The organism is Shouchella rhizosphaerae, from assembly GCF_900142675.1.
GTDB lineage: Bacteria > Bacillota > Bacilli > Bacillales > Bacillaceae_D > Shouchella > Shouchella rhizosphaerae.
This window is the reverse complement of record NZ_FRBS01000004.1, coordinates 332,107-346,708: the sequence shown is the minus strand read 5'-3', so window position 1 is coordinate 346,708 and position 14,602 is coordinate 332,107. Positions and strand designations below refer to the sequence as shown.

Below are 14,602 nucleotides of genomic sequence, written 5' to 3'. Positions count from 1 at the left end.
ATGATCCAAGGGAAAAGGAAAAAAGAACGACGAGAGTTGAAGATACTACGAACCATTTTTTCATGTAAATTAACTCCTTCTTAAAAAAATTTGATTTTTTTAATTTCTTTTTCCGCAAATCCAATCATATGGGTGTATCCTTCAGATGAAAAAGCTTTAATCGCCTCGAAAAACAAGGGAATACTTTTAAGTGCTTTTGCTTTGTAAAACAGCAAATGTGCGTCTTTTTTTCCAGGCGTCTCTAGTTGGGAAATGATTTCTAAAGCTTTTCGAGTTTCGCCCCTAACCACATATTGATGTGCTTGTTCTTTCGGTATCACATGATCAATGTCGAAAATTTCGCCGAGCATATTTTTAACAAACGGGATATCGTCATATTCCAAGTTCTGATGATAATGATCCAACTTAGAGCGTTGTGCGTAAAAAAGAGCTTTTTGATGTGCATCTAAGCATTGTTGCTTGTTGTCTTTTAAATACACAAGCCCAAGGCCATGATAAGCAGTGACCAGAAGTACATCGGGAATGGCCTCTATTACTGTGGCGGCTAAATAACAACGTTCTGCTTCCTCATAGTCTCCATCGCCGAATAAGCTAGCATTGCCTGCAAGCAAAGTCACCCGTGCTGCAAGTGCACTTTTGAAAAATCCACTAGGCATCGTTTTAAATTGTTCTTTAAATTGTTTCATCATGGGTGTTAAATTATTGATGCTCCCGTGAATGTCAAAATAATTTAGTTCAGCAATTTCTAATCTCATTCGCAATTGGGGATGTTCGACTAAGCCGAATAAATTTCGGATATTACGGATCAAAACATCATCGGTTTTTAAATGGGGCAAAAAATCATAGAAGAACCGATAGACTTTGACCCATTCATGTAATAAATCGTCATTTTCATGGATCTGGATCATTTCTCCTAATGTGTCAACTTGCCTAAACAAATTCGCATACTCAAATGCATCTTGCACATGACGGAGTTTTTTAACGTGTAAGGCGTAAATATTCATTAAAGGAACGTAATCATTCGGCAGCGTTTTTTTCACCATTGTCAACACTTGTTCAAATGAAAGTTCTGGATGGTTGTTTGCGAGGTCTTTCATCAATTGTTCTGTAATTTGTTCTTTCTGCAATACACCGCTATTGGCAATTGCAACTACAGGTTGTTGAATGTTTTCCCCTCCTTTTGTGGTTGGGCTTATTTAAAGGATAGTACAGCAAATGACACAAATCAACAACTTTCTGCTAATTTTTGATTTTCCCAATACGCAGCTAGTTAATTTTTGTCGTTTCTGAAGAAAAAACGAGGAATACAGTTGCTTTTTGTCTTTTGATAGGGAAAAAAGTTTGTTTAAATGGAAGTGGAAAGAAGTGCTTTGGGTGAAGGGGCTGTGTGGGCATTAAAACACACATTAAAAACACTCCATCAGACGGCAATCGAAATAAAAAAAACAGCTTTCGCTTTTAAGCTGTTTTTTCCAAAATGCGGACATTATATCTTTTTCATAACTGGTCTGAATGAAATGACCATACAAGCTATGAACAAGATCAGTCCAAGGCACGCCATAATATAACCAGAGTATTGGTTTCCATAAGTGTTTATTAATGAGCCTACAAGGAAAGCGCCGATAGGTTTGCTTATAAAGCTGAAAAAAGCTAACACCGAACTGACACCAGCAAGCATATGAAAGGGAATCATTTTTTGGCGTATTGTTTTAGAAAAAATATCGGTTGGTGCAATGACAATACCGCCTAAAAAAAGAATGACACATACGAAGACGATATTCGGTACGATTCCAATAAAGAAATATAGGAGGCCATGTAGACCTATCAATATGCCCATCGTCATAGCAAAAGGAACTTTCCATTTCATATTGCCCGCCAAAAATAAGCCTAATATAAAGCCTACTGAGTTTACAGACATAAGTAATCCATAAACAAATCCGTTACTTTCGAGAACGTCAACGGTGAAAATAGGGTAAAGGACTTCAATCGGTCCAAATACAAATAAATTCCACAAAAATCCTATAAGCAAGATGGATAGCATAGGGGGTGTTTTTACGATAAACGAGATTCCCGTCTTTAAGGAATTTATAAACGTTTTTGGCTTAGCTTCTTTGTTATCAGCTTGTTCAACATTGAAATGGTCTCGATAATCTTTGTTTCTTTTCGCAATGATTAGCATGACAATCCCGAGAAAAAGAAAGGAGGCCATGTTAAGAACGAGGCCGTAATAAATGCCAATTGTAGAGACAAATAAACCACCGATTAATGGCCCGATAATGTAAGAGGCATCAAATTGAATGCCTTGTAGAGCATTTGCAGGTATTAGCTGCTCTTCATCTCTTACTAAAACCTTGATCATGACGAATTCCGATTGTTTGCTTAATGGAACAAATATGTATTCTAAAGTCATCAGTCCTACAATCACCCACGGACTAACGCCGTCCTTGACATATAATAGCGATATAAATAAAAACGTTAAAATAACTGTGCGAATTCCAGTACTAGAGATTAAGCTAGTAAACGGTCCCCACTTGTCTACTAAATGCCCCATATAGGGAGACATAATCGCATAAGCGGATTGAGTGAGTATGACAAGAGCCGTTAAGTAAACGGCAGGATGATCGAATTGAGTTGTTAAAACCCAAGTTGTGATCACCCAAGCAACCAGATCTCCAGCCAATGAAAACATAGAGACTAATAGAAACCACACATAGTCTTTATTACCCCAAATGGGTATATAGTTTTCAAATAAACGAGCGAACTTACGTTTCAAAAAATCCCCTCTTTGACTTAGTAATACAGGATATAAACCTTCTTATATCCTGTATTACCCAATTTTATAAAAGTACTTTCTCTTTGTGAGCGGTAGGAGATAAAAAGAGCGCGTATGCAATCTCTGCAATTGTCTGGTTGGCTCTCCTACTATCGACAATTGGATTAATTCCTGTTTCTAATTTACTTCCAGGAGCAAGCTTCATTGGTACTCCACCGTAGTCGCTGTGAACTTTATCCAAGCCTAATTTATGAATACCCACATTTAAAATGTAAGCGCTCAGAAACACAGTATACACTCCTGGCTTTGTATCAATAGAAAGTGGGTCTTGGCTGTCCCACAAATCTTCTGCCCCTTTAGCCATATCGGCATCAAAAACCGGAGCGAGTCCTGTTAGGGAAGAGCGGTATGCACGAATCATGACAAATTCGGAAGCCAATTGTCTATGTGGACCAGTTAGATTTGTGCCTGGATGGATGCATTTATCCCTAAAATCGCCCATTCGTTCGTAGACTTTCACATTTTCTGTCCATTGAGTGAACGGGGCTTTCTGAAAAATAGCGGAAAAGTTTTTAAATAGTTCTTGCGCTTTTTGAGACTCTGTTGTCCAATTTATTAGCCCGTCTAACGGGTTTCCATTAAATTGGGTATCAATTTCACCTAATTCTTCTACAGGAGATCCAATGTCTGGCAAGCCTTTTGCAATTTCAGTTATAGAAGCAGTTAGTGGTGAGCTTACTAAGATGGGGGTTACAGATGGTTTAGTTAGGAGTTCGTATCTGAGGTGATAAACATTATTTTCGACCGGTGAGATGTAAGCAAGTAAAATAGTTCCAAAACTTGCGCTTTCGGGATCAAGATCTCTTGTTCTTATTTCCCACTTCCCGGATTCAGTGAAGGTTTCGCGTATTTCAAGTGTAGCTTTTAGCTTTGTTGGATCGTAGCCTACTGAGAATACATGACGGAAAATCCTATTACTCTCTGGAGTTAAGTGATCAATGCCGGCTAAATCTTTTACCTTAGTTCCAGCGCCAGTTACCCCGTATTCTCCTTCTGGTTGACTGCACCTGAAGGTTTCAATTCTCATAATAGGGCCATTAAAATTTTTGTCTTGCAAATCTAACTGACAAAAATTTCCGTCATTTTGCACAAAACCTCTCACTTGTTCAACAGCCACAGAATCTCCTCCTGAATAATTTTTATTGTTAATAATAATAAATCAATTATCAACTGTGCTTATTATAAAATTCGTATTTTAAATTGTCAAGCATTTCTTAAAAATAGACTATTTTTAAGTAGAATAATTTCCGTTCAGTCGTATAATGGTTTAATTTAAAGGCTATTTTTGAATTGGAAGTACTAGGAACTATAAATAAGACTCTAGGGGGGAGAGCTTTAATGGATAAACATAGTATCTTTTGAGGCTACTGTCTCAAGTTGTTATAGGGGATGATAGTTTGCGTTGTTCTTTTGCTAATCGATCCAGCATTTGACGATAGAAACGTGGGTGATTGGCTTTCTTCCCTTCGCTATCGACAAATAACCCGTTCATTGCAAAATCTAATCCAACCACTTTTTTCATTTCCTTACTCTCAATCTCCTTCTCGTACTCTGTAAGAATCTGATGAAGTCATCGAAATCGTGCACGATTTGAGTTTGTATGCTGAAGGGATTTCTCAATGTTGTCTGATTTTGCCCATTTTTACTTTAGGTGATTTGATATGACCATCTAACAATTGAATATTCCCTTTTACGATATTCGTTGTATAGCTTTGTTTATGACGCTTCCTTTTGAATTTTGGGAACTTGGTGCGTCCTTTGAAGAAGGCTCTATATGCCTTCTTCAAATTAAGTTGTGCGTTCGCTAACGCTAATGAATCTACTTCTTTCAACCACTCATACTCTTTTTTGTACTTGGCAGGAGTAGGGGGCTTCTCTCCTTTTCAAAGCTACCAATATTTTTATTGTTATTTAGTCTCAATAAACTTATTTTTATCTATCATAAATTATGGTGAGGATCGGTCTCACATAACCAACTTAAAAAAATCCTTAAAGCGGTAGTACTAATTCTATGAGAGAAAATTTACGGCTTTTGGATGCAGTTGATTTAAAGCAGCAACGTATAGACACTTTTTTAATGCAGTTTATAAAACATTTTTGTGACGAGAAGTAATTGATTCTTTTCTTACATCATGATTTTTACCATTACGTAATCTGGTGATGAATCGATTTTTTATATTTCTTCAGATTGGGATAGGGGTATTCATGATTCTAATCGCTTAAGAAAGAACCGGTCGCAATGACAAACCACCTTGCAAAAACTTCTTGCTTTTTATCAGATAAATCAGGTAAGCTATAAACAGCTTTTTACTTTTTTGAAAGGGGATGAGACAAGTGACACGTAATGTTTTTGGTACTGCACGGTTAAAAACGGAATACTGCGTTTGTCTCGTCGGCGAGCTGCCTTTTCATCGGTAGGTTGCGTCTTTCAAAACGAGGCTGCGCCTATCAGCGCGCCTTTGCACACGTATATGCTTACATAAGTGACGTTGCGGCATGCCGCAGCGTCTTTTTTGTAGGCAAAATGATTGGGAATAAAAGGAAATAAAAAGGAGGAACAACATGTGAATAGGTTGATGAGCCGAATTCCACTTTTGCTTGATTTAGGGGAGCTAGAGGGTGGATAGCAAAGCAATGATCAAAGTTTGAATAGAGAGAAGTGAGAAAAAATGTTTCGTGTATTGAAGCAATTGGCCTGGTTTTTTAAAGAACAAAAAAAACGGTACACCGCAGCGGTTGTATTGCTACTTGTAGTCAGCGTTGTTGATTTGATGCCCGCTTTATTAATTGGGGAAGCGGTGGACGCGTTCCAGCGCGGTGCATTGTCTTATTCGTATGCTTTTAGCTTGATAGCGCTGTTGGTTGTTATCATTATAGCTAGTTATTGGATTAGTTTTATTTGGATGCAGCAACTGTTTGGCGGCGCTTTTATTTTGGAACGGAAATTGCGTTCCCGTTTTATGCGCCATTTGTTTGCGATGGATCCGCCGTTTTTCGAGAAGCGGAAAACAGGCGATTTGCTTGCCCGTGGAACGAATGACATGAAGGCCATTTCGATGACTGCTGGATTCGGCATTCTGACATTGTTGGATTCGGTCTTATTTATGGGGATCTTGCTTGCTGCGATGGTTCTTTTGATTGATTGGCGTCTGACGCTGGCGGCCGTTGCGCCGTTGCCGCTGATCGCGTTAGTCGTCACGGTTTTAGGGAGTATGATCCATTCCCGTTTTTCAAAAGCACAAGAGGCGTTCGGTGATTTGAACAACCGTGTGCTTGAGTCAGTGGCAGGCATGCGCGTTATCCGGGCCTTTCGGAGCGAGCGTCGTGACGAGAAATTATTTGCCGAAAAGAGCAACGACGTATACAAGCGGTACATGCAAGTGGCGCGTGTTGAGTCGTTTTTTGACCCTGTTGTCAATATGGTCGTTGGCTTAAGTTATGTGATCGGGCTTGGCTACGGTGCTTATTTGGTGTTCCACCAACAAGTGACGCTCGGACAAATCGTTACATTTAACATGTACTTAGGGATGTTAATTTGGCCAATGTTTGCAATTGGTGAATTGGTTAACATTATGCAACGTGGTGGTGCTTCTTATGACCGTGTCAACGATACGTTAACGGTTGAAAAAGCGGTTCAAGCGCCGGATGCGCCTGTTGAAGGCCTTGGCCACCATTTGCCGATCCGATATGAAAAAGTCAGCTTTTCATATCCAGGCGCAAAAGGAAATCAGTTGGAAAGCGTCTCCCTGACAATCAACAAAGGGGAAACGCTTGGAATTGTCGGAAAGACGGGGAGCGGCAAGTCGACGCTTGTGAAACAATTAATGAAGTATTATCCAGGACTAAGCGGTGACATTTCTTTTGCGGGTGTGTCGATTGCTGATTTGCCTCAAGAAGAAATACGCGGTGCGATCGGTTATGTGCCGCAAGATCATGTGCTCTTTTCCAAATCAGTGCGTGAGAACATTCTATTTGCTGCTGATGGTGCCACAGAGGCTCAGTTAAACGAAGCAATCGAAGCTTCGGCTTTCGCCCAAGACCTCGCTTTTTTGCCTGAGGGGCTTGATACGCTCGTTGGCGAGAATGGCGTGTCTTTATCTGGTGGACAAAAGCAACGGATTTCGATTGCACGTGCGCTCGTGACAAAGCCGGAACTGTTAATTTTGGATGATTCGTTGTCAGCTGTCGATGCTAAAACAGAGGCGAAGATCGTTGCCAACATCCAAAAGGAACGTGCTGGCCAAACAACCATTATTACAACGCACCGGATGTCCGCGGTTGAACATGCCGATCAAATCATTGTCCTTGAAGACGGAAAAGTAGTAGAGCGGGGCACCCATGCGCAATTAATGGAAGAAGGCGGCTGGTATGCAGAGCAAGTTAGGAACCAATCGCTTGGTGAAGAGGAGGTGAATATATGAGTACGGAAAAACGGCTCGTTCGTTATGCGTTAACAAGCAAGTGGACAATTATGACTGCTTTGCTTATGTTAGCCGTCGCTGTAGCAGCAGAGTTGACGGGGCCTTTTATTGCAAAAACAGTGATTGACCGCCATATTTCAGGAATTGAAGAGCCTTGGTATGAGACCGAAGCAGGCAGCCAGGCAGTCTCGTATAACGGCGCCTATTACACACGGGAAGCCTACGCCGATAGCAGCCACATCCAAGGCGAACCTATACAAATTATGCAAATCGGCACGTCGTTTTACTTTACGGAAGAGCCACTTCCTCTTGATGGAAGTCGTTCTTTTCAAGACGGAGAGCTGAGGATTGAAGCAGGGGGAGACGTTTATACAGCGGAAGCGGAACCGTTGTCGGCTTCCGAAGTGCTTGCGTTTTATTCGCCGGAAATCCCGCTTATTATCAACTGGCTGTTGCTTTACCTAGGGATTGTGTTTGTCGCTTCCTTCTTCCGCTACGGCCAAAGTTACTATTTAAAGAAAGCAGCGCACCGCATTATCCAGCGGATGCGGGTTGATGTATTTGGCCAGCTTTCCCGAGTACCTGTACGCTTTTTTGACCATCAGCCTGCTGGGAAAATTGTTGCCCGCATTACGAATGACACCGAAGCAATTCGTGAGTTGTATATGACCGTGCTCGCCAACTTTTTCTCAAGTGGCATCTACATTGCCGGCATTTATGTTGCTTTGTTTATCCTTGATTGGCGTTTGGCGCTAATGGCGCTTGTGCTATTGCCGATTTTGTATGCTTGGTTTAAAGTGTACCGTAAATTTGCTGCAGGCTATAACCGGAAAATCCGCGCCAAAAATGCGGAAATTAACGCTGCAATGAACGAAGCAGTCCAAGGCATGAGCATTATCCAAGCATTTCGCCAAGAACCAAAAACAGAAGCCGCGTTTGAAAAGTTAAACGAAGAGCATTATACGTATCAAGCAAAACTGCTTAAACTCAATTCATTAACATCCCACAATTTGACGTTTGTTGTCAAAAATGTGGTGTTTGTGGGGTTGATTTGGTGGATTTCTGGCGGAACAGCAGGTTTTTTAACACTTGGCGTGCTGTATGCGTTTGTGGATTATATCAATCGTCTGTTTGAGCCAGTTAACCAAATTATTAATCAGCTTGCTAATTTGGAGCAAGCCCGTGCAGCTGGTACACGGGTATTTGAATTAATGGATGAAGAAGGAAGAGACGTGGATGATAGTGAAATTCCGCGTTTTAAAGGTGAAGTAGCGTTCACGGATGTCCGTTTTTCTTACAAAGACGGCGAGCCTGTCCTGAAAGGCCTGTCGTTTCGCGCAAAGCCTGGCGATACGGTTGCCCTTGTCGGCCATACAGGGTCTGGAAAAAGTTCGATTATCAACTTGCTGTTCCGCTTCTATGATCCGCAGACTGGGACGATTTCGATCGATGGTGTCAATACGAAAACACTATCGCCCCAAGCAATGCGGGCACATATGGGCATTGTTCTCCAAGAACCATACTTGTTCTCAGGCACCATTGCCGAAAATATCGCCTATGGGCGGCCTGACGCGACACGGGCTGAAATTGAGGAAGCCGTTCGCCTTGTTGGCGGAGAGGACGTGTTTGCCAAACTGACGAATGGCTTAGATGAAGAAGTATCGGAAAAGGGCAGTACTTTATCAAGTGGACAGCGGCAGCTTGTCAGCTTTGCCCGCGCTCTAGTCGCGGACCCAGCCATTCTCGTTTTGGATGAAGCTACGTCGAGCATTGACACGGAAACGGAAATGATCATTCAGCGCGGATTGGAATCGTTGAAGGCGAACCGGACGACGTTTGTGATTGCCCATCGATTGTCCACCATCAAAGATGCGGACCAGATCATTGTGCTCGACCGGGGCACGATTCTAGAAAAAGGCACTCACGAAGAGCTATTGGCTGCAGGCGGGACGTATGCCCACATGTACTATTTGCAGCAAGGGCAAGCTGTGTAAAATGGAAACAGATCGCGGAATGCAGTCTGTTTAGCCTGTCGACACTGTCTCGATATTACCGAGACAGTCGACAGACTTATAGCTTCCATACGGCGTGTGATGCCTGGATTTATTCTGGGAATCATGGTGAAACCAGCAAATATCCACGCCAGCCAAGTTTTCCAAGACCTGTTTGATCAATTGAAAGACACGGTGTGCCGACCGAAGATTGTAGCAGGGCGGGGCGGGCTTTAAAACGCCGACCATTGCCAAAAAGCTTCTAGAAGAAGGCGTTCATCCAGTCATGCCGTATAACGCCCAATGCCCCCTAAAGGCTATATCCGAAAAAACAATTGATCGTGTCTTTGCTGATCTGAAACAAAAGCATGGTCTGCGTTGGATTAACCTGAAAGGGTTGGGAAAAGTTCAATGCAGGCGATGCTTGTTTTTGCTGCGACGAACTTTAAAAATTAGCCATCTGAAGTTTAAAGGGGGAACACTCCTCCAACTCCAAAGTCATTCCACATCTTTTTGATCAACAAAACGCCTTTGGGATTCATTCCTCAAAGGCGTTTTGTCTATGGTCTGAAACAGCTGCATTTTAATAATTTTTCTTTCTTGATTTCAAATGCTCATCAATTACTAAAATTTTTTTCCGGAGGTGCTTTGATTTTTTGAAAGAAAGGACGTTTAACACTTTATAAAAGTAAAAATGAACTTCTGAATACTTATCAGATGTATCTTTACTTGCTATCAACTTCATCTTTCTCACATCCTTTCATGTAAAATTTAGCAGAATCGTCTTTTAGCTGCGTTACACCCATCTGCAGTAATTGCAGCACATAAACTTCCATATATAGTAAAACCAAGTAAGAGACCTATAATTGGGATGGCACGACATGCGGCATTACACGCTGATCTGCCACCAATTCCACATAGGACATTAATTGCGGTTTCGCACGCTGAAGCGGGGACATATTCTGGAAAATTCATATGCCTGTGACCATCAAAGACCTAGGAAAATCAACGCAGAAACGGGTAATTTATTGGTGTTACCTTGACAGGAATAAAACCAAAACCAGCCAACCTGTGATCAAAGAGAAAGAAGATAGGTAGGTTTTGGTTCTAAATGTTTAAAGAGAACACTCGTTCTATAAACGGGATATTTTTAGAACAGATTGTTAATTACGTCAATAATTTTTTGAGAGAAAAAAGTGCTCACAACTAATGCGACTACTCCAACCTGTAATAATCTACCTACCATCGATAAATTTACTTTAATAAGACTAAAAACAAGACTAATCACCCATATACCTAAAATGAATAAAACAAAAGTGATTGGAGCAAGGCTAGGTGGCACGCCAAAAATGAAGAAGCCTACCGAAATTAAAGAGGTGTACCCTAATACAACAATGCCACTAACTAGATTAAACAAGACATTTATTCTTCTTTGAGTAGTGTTTAGAATTTGAAATCGAGAGCTGATAGGCTGATGAATTGCCCCAATTACTATGTTGGTCAATATTGCGACAAACGTAATTATTAATAATACGAACAACATCATGTATATTATATCGTGTTTTATTGCTTCAAGATAAAATTGACCTATCAAGCTTATAAAAGAAAAAACAACCATAAACCCTATAAAGAAAGCTCGATATTTAGCCGTTTTAAGGGGTTTAAAGTAAAAATAGCTAGTTACTCCAGCTGAGCTTAGCATTAAAAAAAGCCAAATTAAAGGAACAGAGTTTGCGAAAAAAGAAGAATATAAAAAAACAGATGTGCTAAGTACAAAACTGGAAATGATGACACTTATTAGAGCAATTTTTCGATAAGGAAGATAAGTTTTAAGTAAATCCTTTCCTACTTCTTTGCTTTCTCCAAAGTCTTCGATAGAAGCGTCTGCTGCTGAATCTGAATCCAGGCCTTTGCCTTCGTAAAACTCTTTCTTCTCATTAAGATATGTCAAAATTTCACTTTTTAGATCGTTATAATTTTGATTGTTCAGCTCGACTTCATTAAGGATACTGTCAACATAATTTTCAAATTTGTTAGCCAAACTTATCCACCCCTTATTGAATTTTCAATCATTTTGTTGATTGATCTCCAACTTTCCAATTTTTCTTTGAATGTCACTTTTCCAGCATCAGTTATAGAATAATACCTGCGCCTGCCGCCATTCGTTTCGTCTCCCCAATAAGAGGAAAGGAGTCCCTTTTTTTCAAGTCTTTTTAAAAGTGAATATAAGGTTCCTTCACTCATTTTGTATTGTTGGTTACTTTCGTCATATATTTTTTTTACAATCGCACCCCCATAGTCATCTGTTTTGGAAACGTGCGCAAGTATAATTAAATCTAAGTTCCCTTTAAGCTGTTCTTTATCCAATTTTATCCTCCTTTTCAATATCCCTATTATGTTATGTACTAATATATAACGATGTACTATGTCTCGTCAAATTAAACCCTAAAAAAAGGCACGTTCCTAGGGTACGATAAAACGTACGGATGTTTTACTGAGTCAATAACAAGTATGAAAATGAAAAAAATACGATGGCCTTTCCTCGCTTATTATCGCAAAAGGCCACCATATTTTACCACATTCTACCTTCAGAAGTGGTTTTCATTCTTTAGCATGCATTATAAGCAAAGACTGCCCATATGGTTGCATAAGCCGCAGGATATTTGCCCCTGTGTGGTCGAGCACAGTTAATTAGATTACGATCACACTGACAATCCCATCTTCCATACCGCTCCCAACAACGGTCATGAGATCGACAGCAAGTGTCAATTGGATTTATGGGTGTACCTCCGCCTTTACTGCCCTTATCACCACAATCACTTCCACAATGTCTGTATCCTCCTGGCATACAGATATCCCAAGGTGCTTGAATCGATAGTAATTCTTCATCGTGGTCATAATTAGGATTATCGGGCAGCTCCTCTTCGATCATTTGATCTAACTGACCGTCGTATTCTGTTGTCAAAACTTCTTTAACTTCTTGATCCTCTACTACAAAAGTTGTAATTAAAGATCCATTAGTATGAAGGAGGTCCGCAGAGAAACTTTCTAGTTTTTCTTCACCAGCTTCGACAAGGTGGTAATAAACCAATGCATTTTCAAGTTTTAAGTGTGCAAATGTCAGCTTAAAAACATGCTCATTTCCTTCAAAGCTATTCACGACTTTGCCGTTATACGCAACTACGGATTCAGCAGAATTATTTTTTAATCCTGCCTCAGACAATTTGTCCAAAATTAATTTATAAGGTTTTTGTTCTTTGATTCGATTTAATAATTTTTGCTTATGGAATTTGTCAAGAAATGAACCGTCAACAACTGTTTGACCCATTATAATACCCCCAGGTTAATTTATTGTCCACAACATCTGCCCGTGTAAAATTGAGTACCATCCGGAAAAACACCTACTTCTCTTAAACATTTCTCATGGTAGTAACAGCAAGCTCTGCTATCACCTGCGCAACCAGTAATATATTGAGGTTTCACCTCATTATTTTTTTTGTCCAATACTATCCCTCCTTTCCTAATATATTGAGTACAAAAGAGGAAAGTTTCTGTACTCGTTAACATATAGAGAAACTTGGCGGATAATAATCAACTATGATGAAAAAGTTTAACAAAGGTTGTTGTAACATAAAAAGACAAAAAGCAGGGGTACAACTGTGTGTTGTCTCTGTTTTTTTCATACTGATTTGCTGCTTTTTAAAGAAGGCAGTGGTACAATTTAATATGTTAGCACTCGGATTAGAACCTAGATAAAAATTTTGTAGACCCTTGCTTTTCCTCTGGGCTATACTGCTAAGTGAGCTTTTAGAATAATCTCTTTTGTATTTCATAAAGCCGGTGACTTCTGTCTTTTATAGGTGACAGTGTAAAGCCAACTTTTATTTGTAAGAAATCAGTTCGTTCAAAGATCCCCTTTTTTGATGTTCTTTTCTTCGATTTTTTAAGCTTTCTAGTGTCATGTTGTTAATTCGAAAAATTAGCACTAAATTGTAGTAAGTACTTTACTTTCTCCTATTTTTAATACTATTCTTTAATTCGATAATAACAGATGTTAGGGCTTCAATTTTTCTTTCAAACCGAATCAGTAGATAAACAGCAATTAAAATAGGGAAACCAAAATTACCAAGTAGCAAAACCCAATTGTTTACATCGTGCATTTTAATCCCCCCTAGGTATTAGGTAAGAGAAAATAACTTTGATAAAATCCATCATCCAAAAAAATTTCCAACAAATTAGGGTGTTTTTTATTACAAAATCTAGAAACGGTTGATAAAAACGGTACTTATTCCTCTATATATTTAAAAAAGGGGGAATTGTTGTGGATTTAGTCGATCATATAGACAAGCACTGTATTTCTTTATTAACTGATCTACAGCCAAGTGAACATCCTGTACTTAAATCCTTCCTTTCTATTAAAGAACACCATTTGCTCTATCAAAAGGTGTTAGATCAGCCAAATAAAGAAAATGTTAGGTTCGTCTATTTTTTTACGAGTTACGTCTGTTAAAGTATGTTTCAACATTAATTAAAAATTATACGATTGATGTTATTAAGCGATACAGGAACCATTTCAAAAAGCACGTGTATATTCTTGATAAAGACGCTCCTGCTGATAACGTTACTAACACTTTACAAAGCTATTTTGCCGTAGATTTTTCGACCGATCCAGCAGTATTGTTTGATAAAAAATGTGAATCAATTTGTCAGTGCGTTGGTAATAAGCAATTAAAAAATGCTCTTAACAGTTTAACAAAAAGGCAACTTCAAGTATTAGAGTTATTCTATATTTACGATATGGATAACCAAAGTGCTGCCAAATATCTTAACGTCTCTAATCAAAATATTTCAACAATCCATAATCGTGCACTAGAGAAGTTATACAAAAAGATGGTTGATAAAGATGAATGATAAATTAGATCTAGCTAAAAAAATAAAACAGAAGCGTGAGTATGTTCTTAGAAAAGTGGAACCTCAAATTAGAAGACAGATGAAAGCCATACCGAATAGGTTTCGCGATGACGTTGAACAGGAAGTGAGGATCAAACTATTTCAGTCGATTGACAAAGTTAAATTTGAGAACACCCCAACTATCTTTGAATTTATTAAAAACAATCAAAAAAGGAGAAAATAATAAAATGAGGACTACCAGTGAATTAATGGAATGTGTAGCGGCAATACATCGAACTTTGTCCATTTGTTCGCGTTGCTTAGAATGTTGCACTCCTGAAGAGAGGAAAATATACAGTGAATTGTCTCAAGATGCAGCTTTGATGCTACGAAAAGTAAACCTTGCTTTTAAAAAAGAAAATGAGTAGTTATTTTTAGGAAATTACATGTTTAAAAAGGTTCCGATT

General features: G+C 39.3%; 12 protein-coding genes and 2 pseudogenes. 5 read left to right on the top strand and 9 right to left on the bottom strand.

Features of this window, described 5'->3' with window-relative positions; genetic code table 11:
* Positions 1-80: 80 nt before the first annotated feature.
* From BUC05_RS13440 to BUC05_RS13425, 4 genes and pseudogenes are all read right to left on the bottom strand, one after another.
* Positions 81-1,127 (bottom strand): AimR family lysis-lysogeny pheromone receptor, encoded by a 1,047-nt coding sequence (locus BUC05_RS13440; RefSeq protein WP_011245855.1) that lies wholly within the window; start codon positions 1,125-1,127, stop codon positions 81-83.
* A gap of 359 nt (positions 1,128-1,486) precedes the next feature.
* A complete protein-coding gene (locus BUC05_RS13435) occupies positions 1,487-2,773 on the bottom strand; it encodes an MFS transporter (RefSeq protein WP_073305000.1) in 1,287 nt (428 codons plus the stop codon).
* 64 nt (positions 2,774-2,837) lie between these two features.
* Entirely contained in the window at positions 2,838-3,950 is a 1,113-nt protein-coding gene (locus BUC05_RS21635; protein ID WP_011245857.1) for a hypothetical protein, read from the bottom strand.
* 273 nt (positions 3,951-4,223) lie between these two features.
* Positions 4,224-4,716 (bottom strand): annotated as a pseudogene (locus BUC05_RS13425) (RNA-guided endonuclease InsQ/TnpB family protein); the annotation flags it as partial.
* Between the two features lie 786 nt (positions 4,717-5,502).
* Here BUC05_RS13425 and BUC05_RS13420 point away from each other — a divergent pair.
* The 3 genes and pseudogenes from BUC05_RS13420 to BUC05_RS22155 form a co-directional block, all read left to right on the top strand.
* Positions 5,503-7,254, top strand: coding sequence for an ABC transporter ATP-binding protein (locus BUC05_RS13420; protein ID WP_073304998.1), 1,752 nt, complete (start codon positions 5,503-5,505; stop codon positions 7,252-7,254).
* Entirely contained in the window at positions 7,251-9,248 is a 1,998-nt protein-coding gene (locus tag BUC05_RS13415; protein WP_073304996.1) for an ABC transporter ATP-binding protein, read from the top strand. Before BUC05_RS13420 ends, BUC05_RS13415 begins: the two co-directional genes overlap by 4 nt.
* Before the next feature lie 328 nt (positions 9,249-9,576).
* Positions 9,577-9,701: pseudogene (locus BUC05_RS22155) on the top strand (transposase); the annotation flags it as partial.
* 315 nt (positions 9,702-10,016) lie between these two features.
* Here BUC05_RS22155 and BUC05_RS22080 read toward each other — a convergent pair.
* The 5 genes from BUC05_RS22080 to BUC05_RS13390 all read right to left on the bottom strand — a co-directional run bounded on the left by BUC05_RS22080 (position 10,017) and on the right by BUC05_RS13390 (position 13,405).
* Complete coding sequence (locus tag BUC05_RS22080; protein ID WP_073304994.1) at positions 10,017-10,220, bottom strand: halocin C8-like domain-containing protein; 204 nt, start codon at positions 10,218-10,220, stop codon at positions 10,017-10,019.
* Between the two features lie 175 nt (positions 10,221-10,395).
* Complete coding sequence (locus tag BUC05_RS13405) at positions 10,396-11,286, bottom strand: hypothetical protein (RefSeq protein WP_011245860.1); 891 nt, start codon at positions 11,284-11,286, stop codon at positions 10,396-10,398.
* Between the two features lie 2 nt (positions 11,287-11,288).
* Positions 11,289-11,612 carry a PadR family transcriptional regulator gene (locus BUC05_RS13400; RefSeq protein ID WP_011245861.1) on the bottom strand — a complete coding sequence of 108 codons (324 nt, stop codon included), beginning with the start codon at positions 11,610-11,612 and terminating at the stop codon, positions 11,289-11,291.
* A gap of 241 nt (positions 11,613-11,853) precedes the next feature.
* Positions 11,854-12,573, bottom strand: coding sequence for a phospholipase A2 family protein (locus BUC05_RS13395; protein WP_073304992.1), 720 nt, complete (start codon positions 12,571-12,573; stop codon positions 11,854-11,856).
* Between the two features lie 676 nt (positions 12,574-13,249).
* Positions 13,250-13,405 carry a YvrJ family protein gene (locus BUC05_RS13390; RefSeq protein WP_011245863.1) on the bottom strand — a complete coding sequence of 52 codons (156 nt, stop codon included), beginning with the start codon at positions 13,403-13,405 and terminating at the stop codon, positions 13,250-13,252.
* Positions 13,406-13,748: 343 nt separating this feature from the next.
* On the opposite strand from BUC05_RS13390, the gene BUC05_RS22075 reads away from it, so the two are divergent.
* A complete protein-coding gene (locus BUC05_RS22075; RefSeq protein WP_084140056.1) occupies positions 13,749-14,156 on the top strand; it encodes a sigma-70 family RNA polymerase sigma factor in 408 nt (135 codons plus the stop codon).
* On the top strand, positions 14,149-14,379 hold the full coding sequence (locus tag BUC05_RS13375) for a hypothetical protein (RefSeq protein WP_041823665.1): 231 nt from the start codon (positions 14,149-14,151) through the stop codon (positions 14,377-14,379). Before BUC05_RS22075 ends, BUC05_RS13375 begins: the two co-directional genes overlap by 8 nt.
* The last annotated feature ends 223 nt before the right edge of the window (positions 14,380-14,602 follow it).

Excerpts from the sequence above, each read along its gene's own strand:
- BUC05_RS13375 (WP_041823665.1), top strand. The coding sequence starts at position 14,149 with ATGAATGATAAATTAGATCTAGCTAAAAAAATAAAACAGAAGCGTGAG.
- BUC05_RS13395 (WP_073304992.1), bottom strand. The coding sequence starts at position 12,573 with ATGGGTCAAACAGTTGTTGACGGTTCATTTCTTGACAAATTCCATAAG.
- BUC05_RS13415 (WP_073304996.1), top strand. The coding sequence starts at position 7,251 with ATGAGTACGGAAAAACGGCTCGTTCGTTATGCGTTAACAAGCAAGTGG.
- BUC05_RS13420 (WP_073304998.1), top strand. The coding sequence starts at position 5,503 with ATGTTTCGTGTATTGAAGCAATTGGCCTGGTTTTTTAAAGAACAAAAA.
- BUC05_RS13390 (WP_011245863.1), bottom strand. The coding sequence starts at position 13,405 with ATGCACGATGTAAACAATTGGGTTTTGCTACTTGGTAATTTTGGTTTC.
- BUC05_RS22080 (WP_073304994.1), bottom strand. The coding sequence starts at position 10,220 with ATGAATTTTCCAGAATATGTCCCCGCTTCAGCGTGCGAAACCGCAATT.